The following is a 24,721-nucleotide window of genomic DNA, read 5'->3' as shown; positions in this document are numbered from 1 at the left end:
AACCGCCCCGTGCGGTTGCATTGGTACGGGGCAGCGATGGGGCAACGCGTGTACGTTGTTGTTATAGATGATCCCGAGGGATCTTGGAGGCCCAGTTCTTGGAAAACACCCGATAGGCTTTTTCGTAGGCGTCTAACTGGGCGTGCACGATAAAGTGGCTGTTGGTGCAGGTCAGCACCGTGCGGGTATACACCTCGGTATCCCAGTCATCGCGTTTAAAGTGGCTCTCGGTGATGGTCTCACCACGGGCAGAAGTGAAGTCATCCGTTACAGTGCTGTAGTACTCCCGCGCGCTGCGGTGAATTTCCGTGCCCGTTTCGTTGATACGAAAGCACCCTTGGTCGTTAATCACTTCCAAGGTGGATTTCTTGGTAGCCAGGTCGCGGTGCAGCAGCCAGTTATGCTGGCTAGGGACTAGCGTGGTTACCGCTAACGGCGGGGCCGCTTCGGGTGGCTCAAAGGCAAAGGTACTATCATCATCGGCTGCCGTGCGCACGGGTAGGTGCAGCTTGCAGTTATCCAGGGTGATGTTCACTTGGGCAGGGGCTGGCGACAGCCACGCCAGCGGCCAATAAGACGTAGAAAGAGAGATACGCAGCTGATGCCCTTTCGGAAAACGTTGGGCAATGCCGTTCATGGGGATTTGCACACAGTACTGCTTACCTGGTTCCAGCAGGCTTGGCTCTGCATCGCTTTCCCGATGGGTGAGATTCAGCAGCCCATACGTTACGCGGGTGGCTTTGCCATCGGGGGCTACATCGGAGAGGCGAACCGCCAGCATGGCCTGGGGCTGGTCGCTGGAGAGGGTCAGCGTCAAGATGGGCATGCCGAAAATATCCAGCGGTACGTCTAAGGGTAGGCTACTAAACACCAGCGAGCCGCCATCCTCCTCCCGCTGGTCGCCGGGGAGGTCGGGTGTCGCGGCGTAGGAGCACCACTTACCCGCCGACATTCCCACGCTGATGGGCGACTGTAGGCCCAGCGTAGGCGGTGTGTGTGTCTCCGGCAGCGGCTCAACCGTTAAGCGATTAGGCTGTAGGTAGTAGCACTGCTCGCTAATTTGCGGCGAGGGCCACTGGGGTTCGCTCAGCCAGCGCCCTGGCCGGTCGGCGTAACTATTATCCGGCGGTACGCTATCCTGCTGCCAGGCCCGCAGCATCGGCTCATCCATGATGCCGTTATCTTTATCTTTCAACCAATAGTCCCACCAGCGCAACGCCTCCTGTAAAAAACCAATGGCAGGGCCTGGGATGCCCTGGTGGGGGTATTTATGCCCCCACGGGCCAATCAGCCCCTTGCGCGGCACCTCTAAATGCTCCATTAGCCTCAGGACGGTGTTGGTAAACCCATCGGCCCAGCCGCCAATTGCATAAACGGGGCACTGAATTGCGGCGTAGTTTTCCCCCACCGAACTGGTTGACCAGTAAGCATCCCGACGCTGGTGACGCAGCCACTGGTCAATCCATAGCCCGCTGTGCTCCATACGCTCAAACCACATCTCCCGCCAGCGCTCGCCCACCATCGCGGGATCGGGGGGCAGGGCGTTAAACGCAAACATCACCGTCGCTTCCGAGAGGTTATCCCCCAGCAGGCAGCCGCCCATGTAGTGCATATTGTCGGCGTAAAGGTCGTCGCTGGAGCACAGGCTGATAATCGCTTTCAGGGCAGGCGGCTGCTTAGCCGCCACCTGCAGGCTATTAAAGCCACCCCAGGAAATACCCATCATACCGACGTTGCCGTTGCACCAGGGCTGTTCGGCTAGCCAGGCGATGGCATCCACGGCGTCTTGCTGCTCCTGCTGGGTGTATTCATCGGTAAGCACACCGTCGGAGTCGCCGCTGCCGCGCATATCGACCCGCACACAGGCGTAGCCGTGGCCCGCCAGATAAGGATGATTGCCGGCATCACGGCCCCGTGTTACATCACGCTTACGGTAGGGAATGTACTCCATAATGGCGGGAAACGGCGTGGCATCAGGCGTGTCAGGCAGCCATACCCGAGCGGCTAACCGCTTGCCATCGCGCATAGGGATAAACAGGTTTTCGATCTCGCGGATAGGGTAGGGGAAGTCGTGAACGATCTCCATGCAGGCCTCCTTAAGAATCGATAGGCTCAATAGCATCGATAGGCGCAATGTCGAAATTCAGGTACTCCAGGCAGTACTGGTAGTTCTGCTCTATCTCCTCGTGGGTGTTGCCGGTCACGTAGAGCGTGCCCAAGCGGTAGCAAAAGCTATCCTGGTGTACTAGGTGGCTAAGCTGCTGGCCTGGCTCTACATCAATCACCACATTGGTATGGGGCAGCCGCTGCTTTAGTGCCTCAATCTCCTCCGGGCTGGGAATGCGCTTCACGACACCATCCTGGTGGGCAAAGGGAATAAAGCACTTAGCGGCAATAGGCGCGACGCCTTGGCGGTTAAGCAGCGACGGGCGCTGGCCGAGGGCGATATCAATGGCGATCTCATGGTTCGACATGCCATCCACCATGACGAAAATTTCGCTATGGGATTGGGAAATACGCGTATTGACCTCGATCAGCCAGAGCTTTTCCCGCGCCTCGTCCCACATGAATTCAGCGTTAAAACAGCCGTTGTTAAAGCCAATATGGGTAAGAAAGGCTTTGGCGGTTTCCACCATTTTATGGTGGACGTGTTCAGGCAGGTTGCTGGGGTACTCCAGGCGGTCAAACAGCGAGATAGAGTTCTCTGCTTTGGGTTGGGAAATAATGCCGTGAACATTAAACTCACCATTAAATACCGAGCCTTCTGGCGCGCCTTGTACACCACTAATAATTTCTTCGGCAATGCAGGCGTTACCGTCTAAGTGAGCAATCTCATCGGGCACCTTTATATAGGCAAGCGCTTCATTAAAGGCATCACCTAGTTGGCGAATACCTGCCCGTATCTCCTCAATGGCTTGCTCAAATTGTGCAGGGGTTTCGACTTTAAAACCTAAGTGTGAGGAGAAAGCTTTCACCGGTTTCAACCAAAACGGATAGTCAAGCGTTACTTGCGAGAGTGGGTCGTCGGCAAAGGGGTCAATGCCGCAAAAATTGGGTACTACGTCAGGCACCACCTTTCGCTGTTCAAGACGGCTCCAATATTTATGCTCGCACTTTAAAATACTCGTAATAGAGGGGGACGGAATTTGGTACTGCTGACAAAGAATAGGGACGATCACACTGGTAGGAAAGTCCCATTGGGCAATAATGGCATCAACCGTGCCCGGATAATGGCTGAGCTGCTCCTTGGCTAATGAAAGCAGCTGATTAAATGACACTTTATCGGCTTCCACTGCCGTGGCGACGTCTAACAAACCATGAATCTCTAAGTCTTTTTGCTCTCTTAGTGTCTGCATGGCTAGTTTCTGCTTATCTTCCAGTGCGATAACAAAAACATTCCGTTTCATGCGCTACTCCATTAGTAAGTGATTAGGCTATTTTTCCCTATAACCCCATCACAGCGTATGAAAAGCGTGTTTATCTTGCCAGTGCTAATGGTATACAAGAGGAAAGAATTAATTTTTGTCGCTTTATTAGCAGGTTAGATGCGAATGTGAATGTTTCAGTAGGTTTTTTTGTTTTGGTTTTTGTTGTGGGTGCTATGTTTAAATGATTGTGCGTGTATGAGCTATTTTCTTTCTGGCTGGTGATTTTAATAAATGTTAATAATCTAGTTTTTTTGATTTTTGATAGCGCTGGTTATGAAAGAATCTTGTTTAGTTATTTATATTTGTCTATATTTTTGGGCGCGTTACTTTTATTTATATATTGGTGTTATAAATAGTTCTTGGCGAGTATAGTATTTGTCTAACTGCAAAGGAGTGTAGAGATGAATAGGGTCACTGTAGAAGAGTGTGATAAAGTGAAAAATAAGGATCGCGAAAGTGTACCCAGCAAACTAAGCGACGATAGCTCTTGTATAACTATTGATGAGGTACTGAATCTCTATGGAAGGCTGGGAGCTGATTCTCGTGAAGCGCTGGCTAGCATTCGTAAGAAGCCGGTAGAGCTAAAGAGAAATCAAAAAGTATTTTCGCTATGTGACGGGCGTGCCGATATATTTGTAGTTAAAGAAGGGTGGGCGAGCCTTTCCCATGCTACTAGTACAAGAGGTCAGGATATATGTAACCTATTTATGACAGGTGATATTATTGGTATGCGGGAAAGCTTCTTTGAGAGCCATGATGTTGTTATCCTTTCGTTAACTAACTGCAAGCTGGAAAAAGTCTCCGTTGATGACCTGCATGAACTGTTTAAAACGAATGAAGAAATAAGAAAAGCCATTACCTCTTATGTGATGGTGAATGATAATATCACGATTGAGCGTTTACGAAGCTGTACCCATCATCGTTCTGAAGAGCGTGTTGCCCACTTCTTGTTAGAAGTTTATGCGCGTTTTAATTTTAAAGGGCTGCTAGCAAGCAATGTTTTCTCTTTTCCTGTGACACAGGATGTTGTTGGTGAGCTATTAGGCATGACAAGCGTTCACGTGAGCCGTTGTATGACAGCGCTTGAGCAGAAAAAGTTGATACGCAAAACTCGCAGTAGTATTAAATTGTTACAGCCGGATGTGATGGCGCGTAATACAGGATTTGATAGCAATTTTATTTATGGCCACCTCTGTCTTGGTTAGCGCTAGGATTAGCTAAAATAACCAGGATGGCGCTTAAAAAAGGCTGTTCTGGTTTTTTAGTTTGGCGGAGTTACTTATAAAGCGTTATGTAAATGCATCAAACGTTAAAGTTATAAGTAATAACGATAATTTATAAGTGATTTTTGCCAAGGCTGATTTGGCGTTGTAATATGGCGGTTGAATAAATATCATAACCCACGTTATGAAAGGAGACATCCTAGCTTGCAAGCGCAAGGGTATTGTCTACCCTATCTACTGCGCTGTGCCTCTAAGTGAGGTACGACTTAACTGAAATTTAATCATACAAGGAGTGGATTAGATGACAGTCAGCAATACACCTCTTAATAATGTAACGGCTCATAAGCAGTATAGCGAGATGGCTGATCTGCCCTCGACGGGTAGCGCGGAGAAGGTAGCGAAGAAGGTAGCGGATGCCTACCCGACACGCCTTGCCCAAGCGCCCAAGTCGCTTACCCAGCCCCGCCTTGATGGGGTAGTCAAAGGGCGTGAACTGCCGGGGCCGCTTACCCAAGCGCAATTGGATGAATTCGAGCGCAACGGGTATCTATTTATCCCCAACCTGATCAGTGGCGAAGAGCTGGAAATGCTACGCCAAGAGATGAGCGCGTTAATGAACAACGACGCCTATCGCCATCAGGAATTTAGCGTCACTGAGCCAGAAAGCCACGAAATCCGCTCGCTGTTCGCAGTGCATAAGCTCTCTGAACGCTTGGGAGCACTCGCCAGCGACGAGCGTGTGGCTGGCGCCGCACGACAAATCATTGGTGACGACCCTTATGTGCATCAGTCGCGCATCAATTACAAGCCTGGCTTCGCTGGTAAAGGCTTTAACTGGCACTCGGATTTTGAGACCTGGCACGCCGAAGATGGTATGCCTAACATGCATGCGGTGAGTGCATCGCTGATTTTGACCGATAACCACGAGTTTAATGGCCCGCTAATGTTGATCCCCGGCTCGCACATGGAATTTGTGCCCTGCCTGGGGGAAACGCCAGAAGACAACCATAAAAGCTCGTTGAAAGCCCAGGAGATTGGCGTACCAAGCCCAGAGGCGCTGACCTATTTGGTAAATAAGTACGGCATTGAGGCACCGAAAGGCAAAGCGGGCGGCCTGCTGCTATTTGATTGCAACACGCTGCACGCTTCCAACGCTAACCTTTCGCCGGACCCGCGCAGTAACGTATTTTTTGTGTTTAACCGGCCCGATAACCGCTGTGTGGAGCCATTTGCGGCACCTAAGCAGCGTCCTGCATTCTTGGCCCACGGCCCTGATGACCGTTGGAATCCTAGCGTTTAAGGCAGCGCTTTATCACGAGTGGGGTAGAAAAGCGGCGGTGAGACTGTGGAACATACCCATGGCTGGGGTAGACTGTTGCGTCTGTCGTTGCAAATGCGGCACGCATAATGAGAAGGAGAATACCCGCCATGCGCTTTGTTCCACAGTTTACCGATGGCCAGGAGTTTCCCCACGCGCTGGGCAAAGTTGTGTGCGTCGGCCGCAACTACGCCGACCACGCCAAGGAGCTGGATAATCCGGTTCCCAGTGAGCCGCTGCTGTTTATCAAACCTGCCACTAGCGTGGTGGATCTGACCAAGCCTCTCGACCCGCCGTTTTCACGGGGCGATGTCCACTACGAGGTTGAGTTGGCGCTACTGGTGGGGGAGACCCTCACCCACGCCACGCAAGATGAAGCCGAGCGTGCCATTGCAGGCATTGGCCTTGCGATGGATTTAACCCTGCGCGATGTGCAAACCAAGTTAAAAGAGAAAGGCCACCCTTGGGAAATCGCCAAGGCCTTTGATGGCGCCTGCCCGCTGTCGCCTTTCTTGCCGCTGAGCCGCGTGCCTAACTGGAACGCGCTGACCTTCACCCTAGAAATCGACGGTGAAGAGCGCCAGCACGGCGAAGGCGCGGATATGATTTTTGCTATTCCCACGCTGGTGGCAGAAATGAGCCGTCACTTCACCCTGGAGCCAGGCGATGTGATTTTGACCGGCACGCCTGCCGGAGTCGGCGAGCTACCCCGCGGCGCGGCGCTACGCTTAACGCTGACTGGCGGCCTGGAGATTTCGACCAGCGTCGTTGAGTAACGACCCGCTCACGGGTTCAGCACGCAAAACAAAGGCCACCGATGCGCTCGGTGGCCTTTTTTGTGAAACGCGTTAAGCCGGTGAAGGGTTACTCCAGGTAGGTGTAGCCCTCTAGGCCTTCGGTTAGGCTGGCGGCAAAGTGGGCTTGCTCCTCGGCAGAGAAGCCACTGGTCACCAGCTGCTCGGTGAGTTTTTGCTTCAAAACTCGAGCGTCGAAGTTCACGTAGGCCAATACATTGGCCACCGAATCCCCCGCCTGCGGGTTAGAGAGCACCCACTCGCCATCTTCACCTAGCGCTGCATCCACCGAGTCGGTATCGCCGAACAGGTTGTGCAGGTCGCCAAGAATCTCCTGATACGCCCCCACTAGGAAGAAGCCCAGCCAGCGCTCGTCGTCGTTGGCCCATTCGGGCAGCGGCAGGGTGGTTTCTACCCCTTGGCCATCCACATAGCTATCAATACGGCCATCGGAGTCGCAGGTGATATCTTGAATCACCGCGCGGCGAGTGGGCGCTTTATCCAGCCCGGTGAGCGGCAGCACGGGGAAAATCTGCTCAATGCCCCACACGTCTGGCACTGACTGGAACAGCGAGAAGTTAACGAACAGCTTGTCGGCCAATTTTTCGGCCAGCTCGTCCATGATTTCCCGGTGAGCGCGGTTGCGGGTATCCAGCTGACCGCGTAGGCGCGTGCAGGCGGCCATGTAGAGCCGTTCGCCCTCGGCGCGGGCATTGATGCTACTTAGCCCCAGTACAAAGCGGTCGTGTAGCTCGCTCACCGCTTGCAGCAGGTCGTGCCATGCTTCCACCAGCACCCGTGGCTCTTGGGTGTTGGCAAGCTGGTCAAACACCCGCCACAGCTCTTCCACCTGGGGGTCTTGCTCCAGGGTGGTGCGCTCCGGCGGCGTGTCGTTGACGCGCTCTTCACCAATGACATTAGTGATTAGCACCGCATGGTGGGCGGTGAGCGAACGGCCGGATTCACTGATTAGGTGCGGCTGGGGCAGGTCGGCTTCCTGGCAGAGCTGGGAGAACGCGCTCACCACGTTGCGAGCATACTCCTGCATGGAGTAGTTGGCCGAGCAGTAGCTGCGCGAGCGGGTGCCTTCGTAGTCGATCCCCAGGCCGCCACCCACATCGACGGTGTCGATGGGGGCGCCCAGGTTCATCAGGTTTTGGTAGAAGCGCGCACACTCCCGCAGGCCGCGCTGAATATCGCGGATGTTGGCGATTTGCGAACCCAGGTGGAAGTGCACCAGCTGCAGGCTGGTCAGGGCATCCTGGGCGCGCAGGGTATCTACCACCTCAAGAATCTGGCTGGCGGTAAGGCCAAACTTCGACTTCTCGCCGCCGGTGTTCTGCCACTTGCCTTTACCCACCGAGGCCAGCCGTGCCCGCAGGCCAATGCGCGGGGTTACGTCCAGCTCGCGGGCCTCTTCTAAAATCAGCGCCAGCTCGGAGAGCTTCTCCACCACCAGATACACTTTGTGGCCGAGCTTCTCGCCCAGAAGCGCAAGGCGCACGTATTCACGGTCTTTGTAGCCATTGCACACGATCAGCGAGGAGCCGCCATCCGACAGCGCCAGCACCGCCAGCAGTTCGGGTTTGCTGCCCGCTTCCAGTCCTACGCGGCCATTGCCCCGCTCAGAGGTCGCCAGAATCTCCTCCACCACGCGGCGCTGCTGGTTCACCTTGATTGGGTAAACCGCGGTATAGCCGCCCTGGTAATCCACGTCCTGCATGGCGGCATCAAAGGCGCCGCAGAGCTGCTCGACGCGATCGTGAAGAATATCGCTAAAGCGCACCAGCACCGGCAGGCGTAACCCTGCCGCCTGCAGCTGGCGGACTAATGCGCTGATAGGCAGCGCTGGGCCTTCCGCATCGCTGCCTAGCGGGCGTACCAAGGCTTGGCCATGGTCATCCACGTCAAAGTAGCCGCTACCCCACTGGTCCATGTTCCAAGTACGGCGGGCACGCACGGCGGGACTGCTGGTCGTTGCCATCTCACTCATCAAGAAGCCTCTGGAATCGGAAGTGCGCCAAACGCAATGCGTGCTTTAAGAATCACGCGGAAGCGTTCGGGGTCATGGGGGGTTAAGTCGTGGGCCGGCGGGTCGACATATACCACCAGCAAACGCGACAGCCAGTAGCGCAGTGCGGTCATGCGTAGCATGGTTGGCCACAGAGTGCGCTCGGTGTTGGTCAGCGGGCGGCGCGCTTGGTAGGCGCTTAAAATGGCGTTGTAGCGCTCAGCGTTGAGGGTGCCATCCTCGTTGGAGGCCCAGTCGTTAATCACAATGGCGAGATCGAACAGCAGGTCGCCGGTGCAGCCGTTGTAGAAATCGATAATGCCGCCCAGGGTGTCGCCTTCAAACAGCGTGTTATCGCGGAACAGATCGCCATGCACTGCCCCTTGGGGGAGTTCACCGTGCTGACCAAACTCGCCTTCAAAATCATCCACTTCGTTTTTCATCAGCGTTTGATCTTCAGGGCTGATGTAGGTCAGTACTTTATGGTGAACTGCCCTTAACCAGTGGAGGTCGCGAGGGTTAGGACGGTGGCCTGGAAAATGTTGCGATACCACATGCATCCGCCCCAGCGTGCTGCCCAGCGCTTGGCACTGGGCAAGGTTGGGGGCGCTGGGGTGCTTGCCCGGTAGGCGCGGGAACAGCAGCGCAGGCTTGCCCGCCAGACTGTGTAGCGCCACGCCTTCGCGGTCATGAACGGTACCGGGCACCGGTAGGCGGTGCTCGTCCAGGTAGTCGAGTAGCTCAACGAAGAACGGTAGCTCTTCATGTTCGCCCTGCTCAAACAGGGTCAGCACCAGCTCGCGGCGGTCGGTCGTCACGAAAAACGTTGAGTTTTCCGTACCGCCTGCCACACCCTGAAGCGCGACAAAGCTACCTACATCAAATTTTTCTAAAAACGCGGCGACCTGTGCGTCGCTAAGCGGGGTGAATACAGCCATGAGAATCTCGCCCAGGTTGCTAAGCCGATTATTGTAGCGGCTTGCTGCGCTAGTTGGCAGCGTTGTGTGGTGAAGAGACGCTTGTTTAGGGCACTTTTCTGCAGGCCAGGCGTTGAACGCGTATCATAGAGGGCAGATGTTCTTACCGTTTTGCTGACTATGGAATTTGGTTATGGCCCGTGCCCCAATCGTGCTTGTCGATGGCTCTTCGTACCTCTACCGCGCGTTTCATGCGCTGCCGCCACTCACGACCTCTAACGGTCAGCCGACCGGGGCCGTGAAGGGCGTCCTGAACATGCTCAAACGGCTCATCAAAGACTACCCCGATAGCCCCATGGCGGTAGTGTTCGATGCGCCGGGCAAAACCTTTCGCGATGAGATGTATAGCGAGTACAAGTCTCACCGCCCTCCCATGCCGGATGACCTACGCAGCCAGATCGAGCCGCTGCACGCCTGTGTTAAAGCGCTGGGCTTGCCGCTGCTGTGCGTTGAAGGCGTTGAGGCAGACGACGTGATTGGCACCCTGGCCCACCACGCCACCCAAGCAGGCCGCGATGCGGTGATCTCCACCGGCGATAAGGATATGGCTCAGCTGGTAAATGGTCACATCACGCTGGTAAATACCATGAAAGACGAGACCCTCGATGAAGCGGGAGTCGAGGAGAAATTCGGCCTGCCGCCGGCGCTGATTATCGATTACCTTGCCCTAATGGGCGACAAGGTGGATAACATCCCCGGCGTGCCCGGTGTGGGCGAAAAAACCGCCATTGGCCTACTGCAGGGTATGGGCGGCGGTTTAGACACGATTTATGGCGATTTAGAGCGCGTCACCACTCTTGGCTTTCGCGGTGCTAAAACACTGCCCAAAAAGCTGGAGGAGCACCGCGAACAGGCGTTTCTCTCTTATCAGTTAGCCACCATCAAAACCGACTGCGACCTGCCGGTAGGGCTGGACGATTTAGACATTGCCCACCCGAACCGCGAAGCGCTGATGGAACTCTATAAAAAGTTGGAATTTAAACAGTGGCTGGCGGAGCTACTGGAAGGCAACGACGAAGGCGTGGACGATGTGAAAGGCGGCGAGCCGGCCCCTGCCAGCGCTGGAGACGCGCCCGCTGCGCCTACTCAGCGCCGTGACCATGTGATTTTGGAGCAGGCTGAGTTGGATGACTGGCTGGAGCGATTGTATAACGCTGAGCGCTTCTGCTTTGACCTGGAAACCACCAGCCTGAATTATATGGATGCCGATATCGTTGGCGTGGGGATTGCTCTAAAGGCGGGAGATGCCGCCTATATCCCCCTTGCCCATGACTATCTGGATGCCCCAGCACAGCTAGACCGCTACGCGGTACTGCAGGCTCTAAAACCGCTGTTGGAAGACCCAGCCAAAACTAAGATAGGTCAAAACCTCAAATACGATATTTCCGTACTGGCTAACTACGACATTTTTGTCGTCGGCCCGTTTGCCGACACCATGCTGGCGTCGTATGTGCTCAACTCCACCGCCACGCGCCACGATATGGATTCGCTGGCGCTGAAGTACCTGGGCGAGAAAACCATTTCGTTTGAAGAGATCGCGGGCAAAGGCGCCAAGCAGCTCACCTTTAATCAGATTGCCCTAGAGCAAGCGGCTCCCTACGCCTGCGAGGATGTAAATATCACCCTGCGCCTACAGGACACGCTGCGCCCCCAAGTGGAGCGGGAAGGGCGCCTGGCCGAGGTGCTCGATCACCTTGAGCTGCCGCTCATCAGCGTGCTGTCGCGCATAGAGCGCAACGGCGTGGCCGTGGATGCCGAGCGCCTGCACGAGCAGAGCCAGCAGCTCGAACAGCGCATCCGCGAGTTAGAGAGTGAAGCTTTCGAGCTGGCGGGCCGTGAGTTCAATTTGGGCTCACCCAAGCAGTTGGGGCAGATTCTGTTTGAAGAGCAGAAAATCCCGGTAATCAAGAAAACCCCCAAAGGCGCGCCCTCCACGGCAGAGGCGGTGCTGGAGGAGCTAGCGCTGGACTACCCGCTGCCCAAGGTGATTATGCAGCACCGTGGGCTGGCCAAGCTGAAATCCACCTACACCGATAAGCTGCCGCGCCTGCTCAATAAAACCACCGGGCGGGTTCACACCAGCTATCATCAGGCGGTCACGGCGACCGGGCGACTCTCGTCGTCGGACCCCAACCTGCAGAATATTCCTATCCGTACCGAGGAGGGGCGCAAAATCCGCCAGGCGTTCGTGGCGCGCCCTGGCTACCGTATTGTGGCGGCGGACTACTCGCAGATCGAGCTGCGTATTATGGCGCACCTGTCGGAAGATAAAGGGCTGCTGGAGGCGTTTGCCGAAGGGCGCGATATCCATACCGCCACGGCGGCGGAGGTATTCGGAACCTCACTGGAAAAAGTCACTGCCGACCAGCGGCGTAGCGCCAAGGCGATCAACTTTGGCTTGATTTACGGCATGAGCGCCTGGGGGCTGTCCCGCCAGCTGCGTATTGATCGCAATCAAGCGCAAATCTACATCGACCGTTACTTTGACCGCTATCCAGGCGTAGCCCGCTATATGGATCGCATTCGTACCCAGGCGGCGGAAGATGGTTTTGTCGAAACCGTGATGGGGCGGCGGCTCTACCTGCCGGAGATTCACTCGCAAAACCGTAACCGCCGCCAAGGCGCAGAGCGCACGGCGATTAACGCGCCGATGCAGGGTACAGCAGCAGATATTATCAAGCAGGCGATGATTGATGTGGATGCGTGGCTAGCGGAAGGAGAGTTCGACGCGCTGATGGTTATGCAGGTGCATGATGAACTGGTGTTTGAAGTGGTTGATCAGCAGGTGGATAGCTTCATTGAACAGGTGCAGGTGCGAATGCAGGCGGCGGCATCGCTCAACGTGCCGCTGATTGTGGAAGCACAAAGCGGTGCCAACTGGGATGAAGCCCACTAACGTTTCAGTACCCACCAACAGACATCCCCCGCAGCGCTGGCTGCGGGGGATGTTCTTGGCGGGTAACGTGAACCGCTTAGCTGTTATAAGCCTTACGTGTTCTCGCTGTGCTTAACGCCAGCCAGCGCGGTCGAAGATACGCACCGCTTCCGGGTTGTTCTCACCTAGGATGCTGATGTTGATATCATCCTTGGCAAAATTACCCCAGGATTCCAGCACCGGGTTTTTCTTCACGCCTTCTACCACCGGGAACTCGTAGTTACGCTCGGCTAGCACTTCCTGCGCTTGGTCAGAAGCCAGGAACTCCAGGAAGCGAATGCCGTTTTCCGGGTTCTGCGCGTTGGCCACTAAGCCAGCACCGCCAACGTTCACATGGGTACCGCGGCCATCCTGGTTCGGGAAGATAACGCCGACTTTACGAGCTGCTTCACGATCAGCCACGTCGTCGGAGTGCAGCAGACGCACGTAGTAGTAGTGGTTACCAACCGCTAGGTTGCACTCGCCGCTGGCGACGCCAAGAATCTGGTCGGTGTCACCGCCTTCTGGGTCACGAGCCATGTTATTCACAACGCCTTGAGCCCACTCTTGGGCACCCTCTGCGCCGTGGTGCTCAATCAGAGACGCCAGCAGCGACTGGTTGTAAATGTTGTTGGAAGAGCGAATGCATACTTGGCCTTCAAACTGCGGGTCGGCAAGATCTTCGTAAGTAGAGATCTGGCTCGGGTCGAAGTTTTCGCGGTTGTAGTAGATCACACGGGCACGCTGGCTAAAGCCAAACCACATGCCTTCTGGATGACGCATGGATTCAGGCAGACGCTCGTTAAGTACATCAGAGTCTACGCTTTGAAAAATGCCGTCTTGCTCAGCGCGCCACAGATTGCCTGCATCGACGGTCAGCATGACGTCAGCGGGACTAGCCACGCCCTCACGCTGCATACGCTCCATTAGTTGGTTAGCGTCGCCTTCCAGTACATTCACTTCAATGCCAGTCTCATCGGTGAACGCTTGGTAGAGCATTTCGTCAGAGTCATAGTGGCGAGCGGAGTAGATGTTGACTTCATTAGCGAGTGCGCTGCTGGCAAACGCAGAGCCAGCCATAATGGCTGCTACGGAAGCCGTGAGACGTGCTTGTTTCATAACAAATACCCTGAATGTTTATGATAATAAGTTGCATTAACAGCGTGTGCTATTGAAACGCCTTGTTCGGCTGGCGTCAAGCGAAATGGTAATGACACGCATCACACTTTTCATGCATAGGCGTGCATCTCACGCCAATAGAAAATAGAATGCAAATAACTTTCAACCGTGTTCGCAATGGTGGAGCCATTCCAACCAGCGAACAAACCATGGGTGAACGAATGACGGCAACTGTGTCCCTTTCTGATGTGGCAGCGCCTGTGTCGGCGCTGTCGCTGCGCGGTGTTCAGCATACGTTTGCGGCTAATAAGGTGGTCAAAGGTATCGATCTCGATATCGCCCAGGGCGAAGTGGTTTGCCTGCTTGGTCCCTCCGGCTGTGGTAAAACCACGCTGTTGCGCATTGCGGCAGGGCTGGAAGTCGTGCAAGAAGGCACCGTCAGTCTGGAAGGGCAGAGCATCGCCGCGCCCGGCAAGCGCCATGTGCCACCGGAAAAGCGCAACGTCGGTTTGGCGTTTCAAGACTCGGCGCTATTCCCCCACCTGAGCGTGCTGGAAAATGTCACCTTTGGCTTAAAGCATCTTCCTTCCAGCCAGCGTCGCGAGCGGGCGCTTGAGCTGCTAACGCAGCTGGGGATGGCCGACTACGCCGAGACTTACCCGCATATGCTCTCTGGTGGCCAGCAGCAGCGCGTGGCGCTGGCGCGCGCGCTAGCGCCGACACCTAAGCTGATGCTGCTGGACGAACCTTTCTCTAGCCTGGATGCCCGCCTGCGCGACCGTATTCGCGACGATACGCTGCACGTATTGAAAAAGCTGGGGTCGGCCACGCTGCTGGTCACCCACGACCCGGAAGAGGCGATGTTTATGGCCGACCGCATTGCGCTGATGCGGGACGGAAAAATCGTCCAGACGGGCACACCGAGGGAGCTGTACTGCGCTCCTGTCGACCCGTTTGTGGTGACCTTCTTTGGGGAAGTGAACGAGCTTGAGGGTGTGGTGAAAGGCGGCGTGGTACAAACATCAGTAGGCGAAATAAATGCCAGCTGGCTGCCAGAAGGGAGTCAGGTTCAAGTGATGATCCGCCCTGAGGCGCTGCGTATCAAAGAGCGCGAGGTGCCTGCAGAAGCTCACAGCCATAGCCATGTGATCATGGCGAAACTACTGGGCCGTACCAGCTTGATCCACCTCTGCGCCCACGGTGTCGACGGCCAAGAAGCGCACCTGCACGCCCGGGTGCCGGGGGTGTTTCTACCCCAGGAGGGGCAGCCGATTGATATCGATTTAGACCACTCCCAGGTATTTATCTTTCCGCGTTAAGAGCCTGACTGTTCAAGACGCCTAACGCCTACTTACTCAGCTTGGCTGCCTGGGCGCGCCCGGCGCATTGCCAGGCTGAGGAGTATCACCGGCAAGATCCCCACCACCACAATGGTCAACGAGGCGGTCGAGGCTTCCGCTAAACGCTCGTCGGAGGCCAAGCTGTGGGCACGCACCGCCAACGTATCAAAGTTAAACGGCCGCAAAATAATCGTGGCGGGCAGCTCCTTCATCACATCCACAAACACCAAAATGCCCGCCGCTAACAGGCTGCTACGCATCATCGGCGTGTGAATGCGGCGCAGCGTGCCTCCGGCGGTTTGCCCCAGAGTCCGCGAGGCGGCATCCATGCTCGGGGTGACCTTGCCCAGGCTTGCCTCTACTGCGTTGAATGAAACCGCTAGAAAGCGCACCACGTAGGCGTAAATCAGTATGAACGCCGTTCCGCTAAACACTAACCCGATGATCTTATCGTAATGGGTGTGTAGCCAAGTGTTCAGCGCGTTATCCAGCCAGGCAAACGGAATTAAAATACCCACAGCCACTACCGAGCCAGGAATGGCATAGCCCATCGCCGCAATGCGGGTAAATAGGCGTGCGCTGGGGGAGTTGTGTAGGCGCACACCGTAGCTAAGCAGCACTGCCAAGCCAACCGCAATTAGCGCCGCCACGCTGGCTAGGCTGAGGCTGTTCATGGCGAAACCGATAAAGCGAGTGCCAAATAGGCTATCGCCAGTGGTAATGGCCATGTTAAGCAGAATACCGCTGGGCAGCAGAAAGCCAATGGCGACGGGGAGCAGGCAAGCTAGGGTAGCTCCCGCCGCGTGCCAGCCGTGCAGGCGATACTCGGGCAGCTGCTGATAGCGGTTGGTAGTATGGAAGTAGCGGCGCTTACCCCGCGACCAGCGCTCCAACAGCACAAAAGCAATCACAAACGTGAGCAGGCAGGCAGCGAGCTGAGCAGCGGCAATCGGCTCGCCCAAACCAAACCAGGTGCGGTAAATGCCCGTGGTAAAGGTATCCACGCCAAAGAACTGCACCGCGCCAAACTCATTGAGCGTTTCCATCAGTACCAGCGAAACGCCACCCACTAGCGCCGGACGTGCCAGCGGCAGCGCCACGCTAGCAAACAACTGCCAGGGGCCGCGCCCTAGTGTACGACCAACATCCAGCACGCATACCGATTGCTCTAAAAAAGAGGCGCGGGCCAGCAGGTACACATAGGGGTAAAGCACGAAGGTAATTAGCGTCGCCGCGCCCTCTAAAGAGCGCACGTTGGGAAAGTAGTAGTCGCCTACCTGCCAGTGAAACCACTCCCGCAACATGCTTTGTAGCGGCCCCGCCACCTGAAGAAAATCGGTATAGGCATAGGCAATGACATAAGTAGGCACTGCGAGTGGCAGCAGCAGCGCCCACTCAAACAGGCGCTTGCCGGGGAATCGGCACATCACCACCAACCAGGCGGTTCCGGTACCAATCACCAGTGTGCCTAACCCTACCCATAGCACCAGCCAGAAGGTGTTGGATAAGTAGCGGGGCAGCACCGTGCTGGCCAGGTGCTGCCAAACGCCTTCGGTGGGCATCACGATATGGCCAAGCACGACTAAAATAGGCAGTGCCACAATCAGGGCAATCAAAAACAGCGCTATTGACCAAGGGTTTAGCGACAGCGTGAAGCGTGAAGCAAAACCTGAAAGCAGAGCCGATGGTGACCGGCGAGCAGGCGTAGGCACGTCGTTGTCTCCTTGGACGAGGGGTAGCGTGGCTCGTCAATGCGAAAAAATAGCGGCTGCAAATAGTATCATCTGTGCTAGAAGGGTGCAGCCAACAATGAGACGTGCAAAAAAATCCCCCCGCAAAGCGGAGGGATTCAGTGTTGGCGGTAGGGCTTGCGCCTTAGTAGCCTACCATCATGCTAGGTAGTCCAGTAATCAGGCCAGGGAAAATTGCCATCAAGATACAGGCTACGATGATAATGGCTACAAATGGCACCACCGCTTTGTAGAGATCAACGATCTCAACCCCAGGCGGCGCCACCCCTTTGAGGTAGAACAGCGCATAGCCAAACGGTGGCGTGAGGAAGGAGGTCTGCAGCACCACAGCGACCATCACTACGAACCACAGCACGTCTACGCCCATTTGGGAGATAATCGGCAGCATGATCGGGAAGCTCAGCAGCACGATACCGGTCCAATCCAGGAACATGCCCAGAATAAAGACCAGGAACAGCATTAGCAGCAGTGCGCCAAAGGTGCCGCCCGGCATGGCCAGTACGAAGTCGCTGATGACCGTCATACCGCCGCCAATAGAAAATACGCCGGTAAAGGCCGTCGCGCCCACCAGTACCAGCATTACCATGGTAGTGGTTTTGCCCGCTTCAATTAGCGTGTTGTAGCAGGTGGAGAGCTTGCGGTCACCAAAGATCAAGAACAGCAGGAAGGCGATAAATACGCCAATCGCCGATGCTTCCGTGGCGGTGGCGACCCCTGTGAAGAGTGCGCCCAGTACGCCTAAGATCAGCGACATCGGCGGCACAACGTACTTGCCTAGCATAATGAGCAGTTCTTTGGTGCTGACTTCGGCGCGCTCCTCTTTAGGCACTTTGGGGCCGTAGCTGGGTTTCAGCCAGCAGATCAGCACCACGTAAAGTGCATACATCACACCCAACATTAAGCCTGGAACCAGCGCACCAGCAAATAGCGCACCCACTGAGACGGGGGAGTAGCTGGCCATCAGAATCAGCATAATGCTGGGTGGAATCAGAATGCCCAGGCAGCCGCTAGCCATGATGACACCCGCGCTTAGCTCTTTGTTGTAGCCATACTTGAGCATCGGCACCAGGGCGATCATGCCCATCACCGCAATGGACGCTCCTACAATGCCGGTGGTGGCTGCCAGCAACACCGACACCACCACCACCGTCAAAGCGAGACCGCCACGCACGTTCGCGAGCAGCAGGCGCATAGCGTCAAACATCTTCTCTGTCACGCCGGAGTCGTTCAGAAAGCGCGCCATCAAAATGAATAGCGGAATGGCGACCAGCACATAGTTATCCATGGCGTTGCCATAGACGTTGTTAATAATAATACCCAGGGTATTAATGCCGGGGCCTAAATACGCGCCGATCACCGCCATACCGCCTAGAACAAAGGCCAGTGGATGACCCATAAATAGCCCAACCAGCAGCCCGCCAAACATCACCAGCGTCAGTAGTTCTGCATTCATGCGGACTTCTCCTCACGCAGCTGCATAATGGCGCGCAGCACAATGGCAACCGCTTGTAGCAAAATGAGTGCGGCGGCCACCACGATCACCCCTTTCACCGGATAAACAGGGATCGAGACCATGCCATAGGTGGTTTCGCCACGGCTAAAGGAGCGCTCAAAGAAGCGCCAGCCGTAGGTCAGCAGCAGCCAAATAAACGGGACGAAGAAAACTAAGTAGCCAATTAGCTCTAATACAGCCTGCTTTTTACGCGTTAGTAGGCGTTTCACCACGTCAACTTCAACGTGAGCGTGATGGCGCAACCCGTACGCTGCCATCAGCATAAAATGGGCGCCGAACAGCATCTTTGTTACATCGAACGCCCAGTCGCTTGGGCGGCCAAAAAAGAAGCGCGACACAATGTCGTAAAGCACTATCAGGGTAATGATGGCAATCAACGGTGCGATAATGCGGCCAAACACCTCGTTGATCGCATCGATCGCCTTAGCAATCGCATTCATGGAGGATCTCCGCAACTGAGCTAAAGCCGCCCCGGCAGGTGCTGGGGCGGCCGTGTTACGCTTTCATAGTAAGTGCCTTACAGGCAGGCTTCGATCTCTTCCAGTGAGGGCAGGTTATCCATGGTGCGGCTCATGTTGAACGGCGCGGTGACGTCACGCCACGCGGCGTACTCCTGCAGGTAGGTGATCATGGAGTGGTAAACTTTGGCGTGATCCGAGTTTTCACAGGCGCCACGTACAATCACTTCGTTAGTGACTTCCTGGATACGCGCCAGGTCTTCTTCGGAGAACTGGTTGATGGTTACGCCCGCGTCGATAAACTTCTGGGTCGCTTCAGTAGATTCATGCTCAGACCAAGAGAGTGACCAAGCCATAGTCGCTTCGGCAGCGATACGCAGTTTGGCTTGCGTCTCTTCTGAGAGCGCATCCCACGCCTCTTTATTGATCATAACGCCGAAAACGCTTGCTGACTGGTGCCAGCCTGGGGTCGCCCAGTAGTCCGCCACTTCAGCAAAGCCGGCATTGAAGTCAACACCTGGGGTGGAGAACTCACCGGCGTCGATCACGCCACGCTCAATGGCTTGGTACACTTCGCCGCCTGCTAGGGTGACCTGTGAACCGCCTAGCTCTTCAAGCACGCGGCCCTGGTCGCGGCCAGAAAGGCGCAGACGCTTGCCTTCCAGGTCAGCGATGCTCTCAATCGGCGTGCGGCCCATAAAGCCGGATTCGTTGTTGGTGATGCCGTAGGGCAGGTAGACCATGTTGTACTGGCCATAGATCTCTTGGTAGAGCTCAAAACCGCCCCACTGCTGAATCCAGTTCAGATAGTCCACGCCGTTAAACAGGCTGGTGGTCGTGGCCAGCGGCGAGAATGCCGGGTTGAGGCCTGCCCAGTAGCCGGGCCAGTCGCCAGCGGCTTGAATCGCGCCGGTTTCAGTGGCATCGAAGACTTCCGTGCCGGGCATCAGCGTGCCGCCTGCGCGGAAGTTAATTTGGAGTTCGTCGCCGGCCAGCTGGTTAACTAGTTCTGCCCAGTGCTGGTCAATCTTGATGAGATCCAGGTTCTCCGGCCAAGTGGTGGTCATGGTCCACTGCTCTTGTGCTTGGGCAGTCGAGGTGAGAGCGGCAAAGGCAACACCGGCGGCAAGGCTGGTGAGGGCAAATTTTGTGGTCTTCTTCATTGTATGTTTCCTGGTACTTTGGCGGTTGACGTTATTAGTGTTAATTACCTGACAGCAGGAAAGTACTGCGGTTAGGCATGACGTTTACGTAAAGTAAAACATCCTGCGCTGCATCGCTAAGCTAGCACACTCCCCCAGCTGCAGTGCAATATCAGTAATACAAGAAACTTAACGTAGTTTCTGAGCTTATTTTCTTATATAAGACTTTGTAAAACAATTGTTTATGCATTTTATGCAGTCTTATGTGGCACCGTGATGACAGCAGAAAGCGTTGAAAATCATGCGATAGTTAAACCAAAGTTGTAAGAGAACTGCCGTTTTAAGGAGCTGCTGTGGGCAGACAAAATTATGTCAAGCGCTGGCCCGTGGATAGCAACGGAGTAAGTAAGCAGGTGACGGCTTTAGCCAGCCATGCCCGCCGTTTAAAGCAGCGCGGCTGGCGCGGGCTGGTATGGATTGATGGCACGCCGGAGCAGGCACGCCAGCAGGCGCTGGCGCTCTGGCAGGCGCATAGCTGGCATGCCCCGCTGTGGGTAGGCGCTGCCCAGCAAGCGCCGGTAGCGCCAAGCTTACCCAGCCGCAAAGCGCGCACTCGGCTGGGGGCAGAGCATCAGCTAGTCATCTTGGACGCCAGCGGCCAGCAGGGGCTGGACCCGGACGCCCTAGGCGCACTGGCAGGCACAATCAGCGCTGGCGGTCTGTTGGTACTGATCACGCCAGCGGCCTGGGGGAGCCAGCCCGACCCCGACTACGCCCGTTTTGCCGATCACCCTTGGTCCTGGGAGGCACTCAGCGCCCGCTACCTAGCGCGGCTGGCCCGCCAGTTGGTCGAGTCGGAATCAGTGATCCGCTGGCCGGCGGGGGGGACGTTACGGCTACCCATGCTTAGCAAACGGCAGGCAACGCTCGCACATTGGGACGACGCCGACTGCCTCACCGCAGACCAGGCCCGCGCTGTGAGAGCGCTGGTCAAGCTGAAACGCCGCCGCCCGTTGGTGCTCACTGCCGACCGTGGCCGAGGCAAAAGTGCCGCCCTGGGCATTGCTTGTGCGCGGCTGCTGCAGCAAAACGAGGCGCGGCTTGTAGTGACCGCCCCTCGGCTTAGCGCGGTAGAGAGCGTCTTTACCCGAGTGGCGGCGCTGTGCCCGGAAGCTCAGCGCCAAAGCCCCGCCGAGATAGTACTTCCCAACGGCAGCTGGCTCCGTTTCTTACCGCCGGATGTACTGACGGAGCAGGTAGAGCAAGGCATGTTAGGGGGCAGCGGTAGCACACTGCTGGTGGATGAGGCCGCTGCCATCCCGGCGTCGCTACTGGCCCGCTGGCTGGCCGCTTTTCCGCGCATTGCCTTTGCTACCACGGTGCATGGCTACGAAGGTTCGGGGCGTGGCTTTGCCCTGCGCTTTCGTGACGTGCTGGATCGGCAAGCGCCCCAGTGGCGTGAGCTAACGCTGCAAACGCCGATACGCTGGTCAGCCGGTGATCCGCTGGAAGCCCTCACCCAGCGTTTGCTGCTGCTAGACGCGCCGTTGCCTAGCGCAGCGCTAAACAAGGGCGAACGGCCGCCCAGTGTGGTGCTTAGCCAAGCGCAGCTAGCGGAGCAGGAGCCACTGCTCAAGAAGCTGTTTGGCCTGTTGGTACAGTCCCACTACCGCACCACGCCGAGCGATTTACGCCAGCTGCTGGATGGCCCCGGCACGGCTCTGCGAATGGTGGTAGGCAGCGATGGGGCTGACCCCCAGGCTGTACTGGTCACTCGGGAGGAGGGCGGTTTTTCAGCCGAGCTTGCCGAGCAGGTGGCGCGGGGGGAGCGCAGGCCCCAGGGGCACTTATTGGCCCAGTCGTTGGCGGCCCACTGCGGCTGCCGTGAGGCGCTGACCGCCCGCTGGCGGCGGGTCGCGCGCATTGCCACTCACCCCCTGCGTAGAAGGGAGGGGCTGGGGCGACAGCTGTTGGAAGAGGATATCGCTAGTGCTACCCAGCAGGATACTGCGCTGTATGGGGCCACCTTTGGGGCAGAAGCGTCGCTGCTGCGCTTTTGGTTAGCGCTGGGATTCGTGCCGGTGCGCTTAGGGGTAACCCGCGAAGCCGCCACCGGTGAATACGCCGTCATGGTTGCCAAAGCGCTCAACCAAGAGGGCCAGATAGTGCTGGATGGGTTAAGCACAGGCTTTGCCGCTTCGCTGCCCGGCCTGTTGGCGTTTGAGCTGGCGGCACTGCCCGCCCCTGTGGTGGCGCTGCTACTCGCCGCGCTCCCCAGCCAGCCGCTTAGCGCGGCAGAGCGCCAAGCCATTGGCGATGTGGCTTATGCACGGCGCGACCCCGCTCTGGCCCGACCGGCGCTGCAGGCGCTGGCGCGGCAGGCCAGCCGCCAGCCGCTAGACGAGGCGCAGCAGGCGCATCAACTGCTGGCCGCCTGGGCCTACCAAAACCAACCGCTGGCCAGCGCTCATAGGGAGGCCGTGGAGCGCTTGCGTCAGGTGGTGCGGCAGGTGATCGCCGCGTGCGCGCTTTTCCCCAGTGAGCCAGAGCGGTAAAGTAAGTGGGTTATCGATAATGAAGAGTTTCCATGAACGCACATTTAGCAGCGCTCGAGCCACGCCTTGTATGGCAGCACTTTCGTACCCTGTGTAACACGCCGCGTCCTTCCGGCCATGAAGCCGCCTTGGTGGCGACGTTAGAAGCCTGGGCCGACGACCAAGGGCTCGCCCATGACCGGGATGACTTCGGCAACCTGCGTATCCGCAAGCCCGCCACGCCCGGCTGTGAAGGCGCACCGGGGATCGTGCTGCAGGGCCACCTGGATATGGTGGCCCAGGCCAACGCAGGGCATGAGCACGACTTTACCCGCGACCCCATTCGCACCGTCGTCAAAGAGGGCTGGCTGCACGCCGAGGGAACCACCCTGGGCGCGGATAATGGCATGGGCGTAGCGGCTATTCTCGCCGTGCTGGAAGACCCCGAACTCACCCATGGCCCGCTGGAAGCGTTGTTCACCCTGGAGGAAGAGACCTCCATGGGTGGTGCGCTGAACCTTGCCGAGAACTGGCTGGAAGGCTCGCTGTTGCTGAACTTGGATAGCGAAGACCGTGGCGAGGTGTATATCGGCTGCGCGGGCGGCGCGGATGTGGTGGTCGATGCCCAGCTACCCAGCGCCGCGCTGCAGGAGGATGAGTGGCTGCTCTCCCTCTCGCTCACCGGGTTGAAAGGCGGCCATTCGGGTATGGATATCCATCAGCCCCTGGGCAACGCTAACCGCCTGCTGGTGCGCGTTCTATGGGCATTGGAGGCCTTCGATGCTCGCCTGGTGAGCTACCAGGGCGGCACGCTGCGTAACGCCATCCCCCGCGAAGCTTTTGCCCAGGTAGCGCTGCCCGCCGACGATATGAACGCCGCTCTGGCAACCGTCGAGAAGCTGGCCGCCACCCTCAAAACCGAGCTGGGCAGTGGCGACAGCGGCCTGGTATTGACCGCGGCGCGTGCCGAGCAGGCCGACGGAGAACCGCTGACGCTGGACGCCAGCGCTATGCTGCTAGCTGCACTGCATGCGGCCCCGTGCGGTGTTGAACGCATGAGCGCGGACGTGCCCGGCGTGGTTGAGACTTCCAATAACCTGGGCGTGCTGAGCGTCGAGAAAGGGCGCTTTCACCTCTGTGCCTTGGTACGTTCGCTGCACGATAGCGCTGCTGAAGCAATGACTGGCCGCTTCCAGGCGCTGTTTGGGCTAATGGGCGCACGGGTGAAAGTCGAGAACAGCTATCCTGGCTGGGCACCTAATCCAGAAAGCCCGCTGCTGGCCACCTTCAAAGCGCGCCACGCAGCGCTGATGGGCCATGAACCCGAGGTAAAAGTGATTCACGCAGGGCTTGAGTGCGGCATTTTGGGCAGCAAGTACCCCCACCTGGATATGATCTCCTTCGGCCCGCTGATTCGCGGCGCCCACTCTCCGGATGAGCGGGTGGAAATCGCCTCCGTGGCGGAGTTCTGGGCCATGCTGCGCGATCTGGTGGAAACACTGGCGAAGTAGCGCCGCGCTCAATCAGCAAAAAAGCAATCAAAACGGCACCTTCGCGGTGCCGTTTTTATAGGTATCTGCAGCCCCAGGCTTAACCGAGGCTGTTTAGCTCGCTTATTTGCCCAGATAGGCGTTGAGCATCCAGACGGTTTTTTCCTGCTCGCGGATGTAGTCGCCCGCCTGTGCTGCGGTGCCTTCATCGTCGGCATCGGAGGCCAGTGCCAGCAGCTCGCGCTGCAGCTCGATCAGCGTTTGATAACCGGTGAGCACGCCTTTCACGCAGGTCTTGCCATCGTGAACGTCTTTATCTTCCTGGATGCGCGACAGCTCGATGTAGTCGCTATAAGCGTGTACCGGCTTATGCCCCAAGGTGAGAATACGCTCGGCCACTTCGTCCACTTTGGTCAGCAGGTCGGTGTAGAACTCTTCAAACTTGGCGTGCAGTTCAAAGAAGTCGTTGCCCTTCACGTTCCAGTGGTAGCCACGCACGTTCATGTAAAAAATCTGATAGTTGGCCAGCAGTTGGTTCAGCTTTTCGGCCAGTTGGCTGGCGCTGCCTTCGTGTAGGCCAATGCTGTTCATATTATCCATTTGTGCTCCTCCGTGGTTGGAGCCGCGCTGAAAAGTACGGCCATCAAATCGTTTGATCTAGCTTAAGGCGCTCTGTTTGGGATGCAAAACAGGTTTTTTGCATCGCAGC

Annotated in this window: 17 protein-coding genes; 7 read left to right on the top strand and 10 right to left on the bottom strand. The window is 56.9% G+C overall.

Features of this window, described 5'->3' with window-relative positions; all coding sequences use genetic code 11:
* Positions 1-61: 61 nt before the first annotated feature.
* On the bottom strand, positions 62-2,086 hold the full coding sequence (locus tag LG300_RS13260) for a CocE/NonD family hydrolase (RefSeq protein WP_404375786.1): 2,025 nt from the start codon (positions 2,084-2,086) through the stop codon (positions 62-64).
* A gap of 10 nt (positions 2,087-2,096) precedes the next feature.
* Positions 2,097-3,407, bottom strand: a complete 1,311-nt coding sequence (locus LG300_RS13255; protein ID WP_404375785.1) for an acetyl-CoA carboxylase biotin carboxylase subunit family protein — start codon at positions 3,405-3,407, stop codon at positions 2,097-2,099.
* Positions 3,408-3,829: 422 nt separating this feature from the next.
* Between LG300_RS13255 and LG300_RS13250 the strand changes: the two genes are divergently transcribed.
* The 3 genes from LG300_RS13250 (at position 3,830) to LG300_RS13240 (ending at position 6,745) form a co-directional block, all read left to right on the top strand.
* Positions 3,830-4,633, top strand: coding sequence for a Crp/Fnr family transcriptional regulator (locus LG300_RS13250; RefSeq protein ID WP_404375784.1), 804 nt, complete (start codon positions 3,830-3,832; stop codon positions 4,631-4,633).
* A gap of 319 nt (positions 4,634-4,952) precedes the next feature.
* Complete coding sequence (gene thpD, locus LG300_RS13245) at positions 4,953-5,951, top strand: ectoine hydroxylase (protein ID WP_404375783.1); 999 nt, start codon at positions 4,953-4,955, stop codon at positions 5,949-5,951.
* Between the two features lie 128 nt (positions 5,952-6,079).
* On the top strand, positions 6,080-6,745 hold the full coding sequence (locus LG300_RS13240; RefSeq protein WP_399846456.1) for a fumarylacetoacetate hydrolase family protein: 666 nt from the start codon (positions 6,080-6,082) through the stop codon (positions 6,743-6,745).
* Positions 6,746-6,833: 88 nt separating this feature from the next.
* On the opposite strand, the gene speA is transcribed toward LG300_RS13240, so the two are convergent.
* Positions 6,834-8,756 (bottom strand): biosynthetic arginine decarboxylase, encoded by a 1,923-nt coding sequence (speA, locus tag LG300_RS13235; RefSeq protein WP_404375782.1) that lies wholly within the window; start codon positions 8,754-8,756, stop codon positions 6,834-6,836.
* Positions 8,756-9,712 (bottom strand): homoserine kinase, encoded by a 957-nt coding sequence (locus LG300_RS13230; RefSeq protein ID WP_404375781.1) that lies wholly within the window; start codon positions 9,710-9,712, stop codon positions 8,756-8,758. The genes speA and LG300_RS13230 overlap by 1 nt, the downstream gene beginning before the upstream one ends.
* 172 nt (positions 9,713-9,884) lie before the next feature.
* Here LG300_RS13230 and polA point away from each other — a divergent pair, with 172 nt between their 5' ends.
* Positions 9,885-12,647 carry a DNA polymerase I gene (gene polA / locus LG300_RS13225; protein ID WP_404375780.1) on the top strand — a complete coding sequence of 921 codons (2,763 nt, stop codon included), beginning with the start codon at positions 9,885-9,887 and terminating at the stop codon, positions 12,645-12,647.
* Between the two features lie 111 nt (positions 12,648-12,758).
* On the opposite strand, the gene LG300_RS13220 is transcribed toward polA, so the two are convergent.
* The gene (locus LG300_RS13220; RefSeq protein WP_404375779.1) at positions 12,759-13,784 is read right to left on the bottom strand and encodes a Fe(3+) ABC transporter substrate-binding protein; all 1,026 of its coding nucleotides are present in this window, start codon (positions 13,782-13,784) and stop codon (positions 12,759-12,761) included.
* Positions 13,785-14,005: 221 nt separating this feature from the next.
* On the opposite strand from LG300_RS13220, the gene LG300_RS13215 reads away from it, so the two are divergent.
* On the top strand, positions 14,006-15,103 hold the full coding sequence (locus tag LG300_RS13215) for an ABC transporter ATP-binding protein (RefSeq protein ID WP_404375778.1): 1,098 nt from the start codon (positions 14,006-14,008) through the stop codon (positions 15,101-15,103).
* A 32-nt stretch (positions 15,104-15,135) separates the two neighbouring features.
* On the opposite strand, the gene LG300_RS13210 is transcribed toward LG300_RS13215, so the two are convergent.
* From LG300_RS13210 to dctP, 4 genes are all read right to left on the bottom strand, one after another.
* On the bottom strand, positions 15,136-16,836 hold the full coding sequence (locus LG300_RS13210) for an ABC transporter permease (RefSeq protein ID WP_404375777.1): 1,701 nt from the start codon (positions 16,834-16,836) through the stop codon (positions 15,136-15,138).
* A gap of 163 nt (positions 16,837-16,999) precedes the next feature.
* Positions 17,000-18,328: a TRAP transporter large permease subunit gene (locus tag LG300_RS13205; protein WP_404375776.1), complete on the bottom strand. Its 1,329-nt coding sequence runs from the start codon at positions 18,326-18,328 to the stop codon at positions 17,000-17,002.
* A complete protein-coding gene (locus LG300_RS13200; RefSeq protein WP_404375775.1) occupies positions 18,325-18,828 on the bottom strand; it encodes a TRAP transporter small permease subunit in 504 nt (167 codons plus the stop codon). The genes LG300_RS13205 and LG300_RS13200 overlap by 4 nt, the downstream gene beginning before the upstream one ends.
* A gap of 77 nt (positions 18,829-18,905) precedes the next feature.
* A complete protein-coding gene (gene dctP, locus LG300_RS13195) occupies positions 18,906-20,009 on the bottom strand; it encodes a TRAP transporter substrate-binding protein DctP (protein ID WP_404375774.1) in 1,104 nt (367 codons plus the stop codon).
* A 332-nt stretch (positions 20,010-20,341) separates the two neighbouring features.
* On the opposite strand from dctP, the gene LG300_RS13190 reads away from it, so the two are divergent.
* Together LG300_RS13190 and LG300_RS13185 are read left to right on the top strand one after the other, a co-directional pair.
* The gene (locus LG300_RS13190) at positions 20,342-22,543 is read left to right on the top strand and encodes a tRNA(Met) cytidine acetyltransferase TmcA (protein WP_404375773.1); all 2,202 of its coding nucleotides are present in this window, start codon (positions 20,342-20,344) and stop codon (positions 22,541-22,543) included.
* A 32-nt stretch (positions 22,544-22,575) separates the two neighbouring features.
* Positions 22,576-24,033: an aminoacyl-histidine dipeptidase gene (locus tag LG300_RS13185; protein WP_404375772.1), complete on the top strand. Its 1,458-nt coding sequence runs from the start codon at positions 22,576-22,578 to the stop codon at positions 24,031-24,033.
* A 102-nt stretch (positions 24,034-24,135) separates the two neighbouring features.
* On the opposite strand, the gene LG300_RS13180 is transcribed toward LG300_RS13185, so the two are convergent.
* Positions 24,136-24,612: a Dps family protein gene (locus LG300_RS13180; RefSeq protein ID WP_404375771.1), complete on the bottom strand. Its 477-nt coding sequence runs from the start codon at positions 24,610-24,612 to the stop codon at positions 24,136-24,138.
* Positions 24,613-24,721 lie beyond the last annotated feature (109 nt).

It is taken from the genome of Vreelandella aquamarina (assembly GCF_044805175.1).
Classification (GTDB): domain Bacteria; phylum Pseudomonadota; class Gammaproteobacteria; order Pseudomonadales; family Halomonadaceae; genus Vreelandella; species Vreelandella aquamarina_B.
Note: the sequence above shows the minus strand (reverse complement) of the source record. Positions and strands in the feature narration are given on the sequence as shown.

What these genes read in the sequence shown, in the direction of transcription:
- LG300_RS13260 (WP_404375786.1), bottom strand. Translation starts at nt 2,086, where the DNA reads ATGGAGATCGTTCACGACTTCCCCTACCCTATCCGCGAGATCGAAAAC.
- LG300_RS13255 (WP_404375785.1), bottom strand. Translation starts at nt 3,407, where the DNA reads ATGAAACGGAATGTTTTTGTTATCGCACTGGAAGATAAGCAGAAACTA.
- LG300_RS13250 (WP_404375784.1), top strand. Translation starts at nt 3,830, where the DNA reads ATGAATAGGGTCACTGTAGAAGAGTGTGATAAAGTGAAAAATAAGGAT.
- thpD (WP_404375783.1), top strand. Translation starts at nt 4,953, where the DNA reads ATGACAGTCAGCAATACACCTCTTAATAATGTAACGGCTCATAAGCAG.
- LG300_RS13240 (WP_399846456.1), top strand. Translation starts at nt 6,080, where the DNA reads ATGCGCTTTGTTCCACAGTTTACCGATGGCCAGGAGTTTCCCCACGCG.
- speA (WP_404375782.1), bottom strand. Translation starts at nt 8,756, where the DNA reads ATGAGTGAGATGGCAACGACCAGCAGTCCCGCCGTGCGTGCCCGCCGT.
- LG300_RS13230 (WP_404375781.1), bottom strand. Translation starts at nt 9,712, where the DNA reads ATGGCTGTATTCACCCCGCTTAGCGACGCACAGGTCGCCGCGTTTTTA.
- polA (WP_404375780.1), top strand. Translation starts at nt 9,885, where the DNA reads ATGGCCCGTGCCCCAATCGTGCTTGTCGATGGCTCTTCGTACCTCTAC.
- LG300_RS13220 (WP_404375779.1), bottom strand. Translation starts at nt 13,784, where the DNA reads ATGAAACAAGCACGTCTCACGGCTTCCGTAGCAGCCATTATGGCTGGC.
- LG300_RS13215 (WP_404375778.1), top strand. Translation starts at nt 14,006, where the DNA reads ATGACGGCAACTGTGTCCCTTTCTGATGTGGCAGCGCCTGTGTCGGCG.
- LG300_RS13205 (WP_404375776.1), bottom strand. Translation starts at nt 18,328, where the DNA reads ATGAATGCAGAACTACTGACGCTGGTGATGTTTGGCGGGCTGCTGGTT.
- LG300_RS13200 (WP_404375775.1), bottom strand. Translation starts at nt 18,828, where the DNA reads ATGAATGCGATTGCTAAGGCGATCGATGCGATCAACGAGGTGTTTGGC.
- dctP (WP_404375774.1), bottom strand. Translation starts at nt 20,009, where the DNA reads ATGAAGAAGACCACAAAATTTGCCCTCACCAGCCTTGCCGCCGGTGTT.
- LG300_RS13185 (WP_404375772.1), top strand. Translation starts at nt 22,576, where the DNA reads ATGAACGCACATTTAGCAGCGCTCGAGCCACGCCTTGTATGGCAGCAC.
- LG300_RS13180 (WP_404375771.1), bottom strand. Translation starts at nt 24,612, where the DNA reads ATGGATAATATGAACAGCATTGGCCTACACGAAGGCAGCGCCAGCCAA.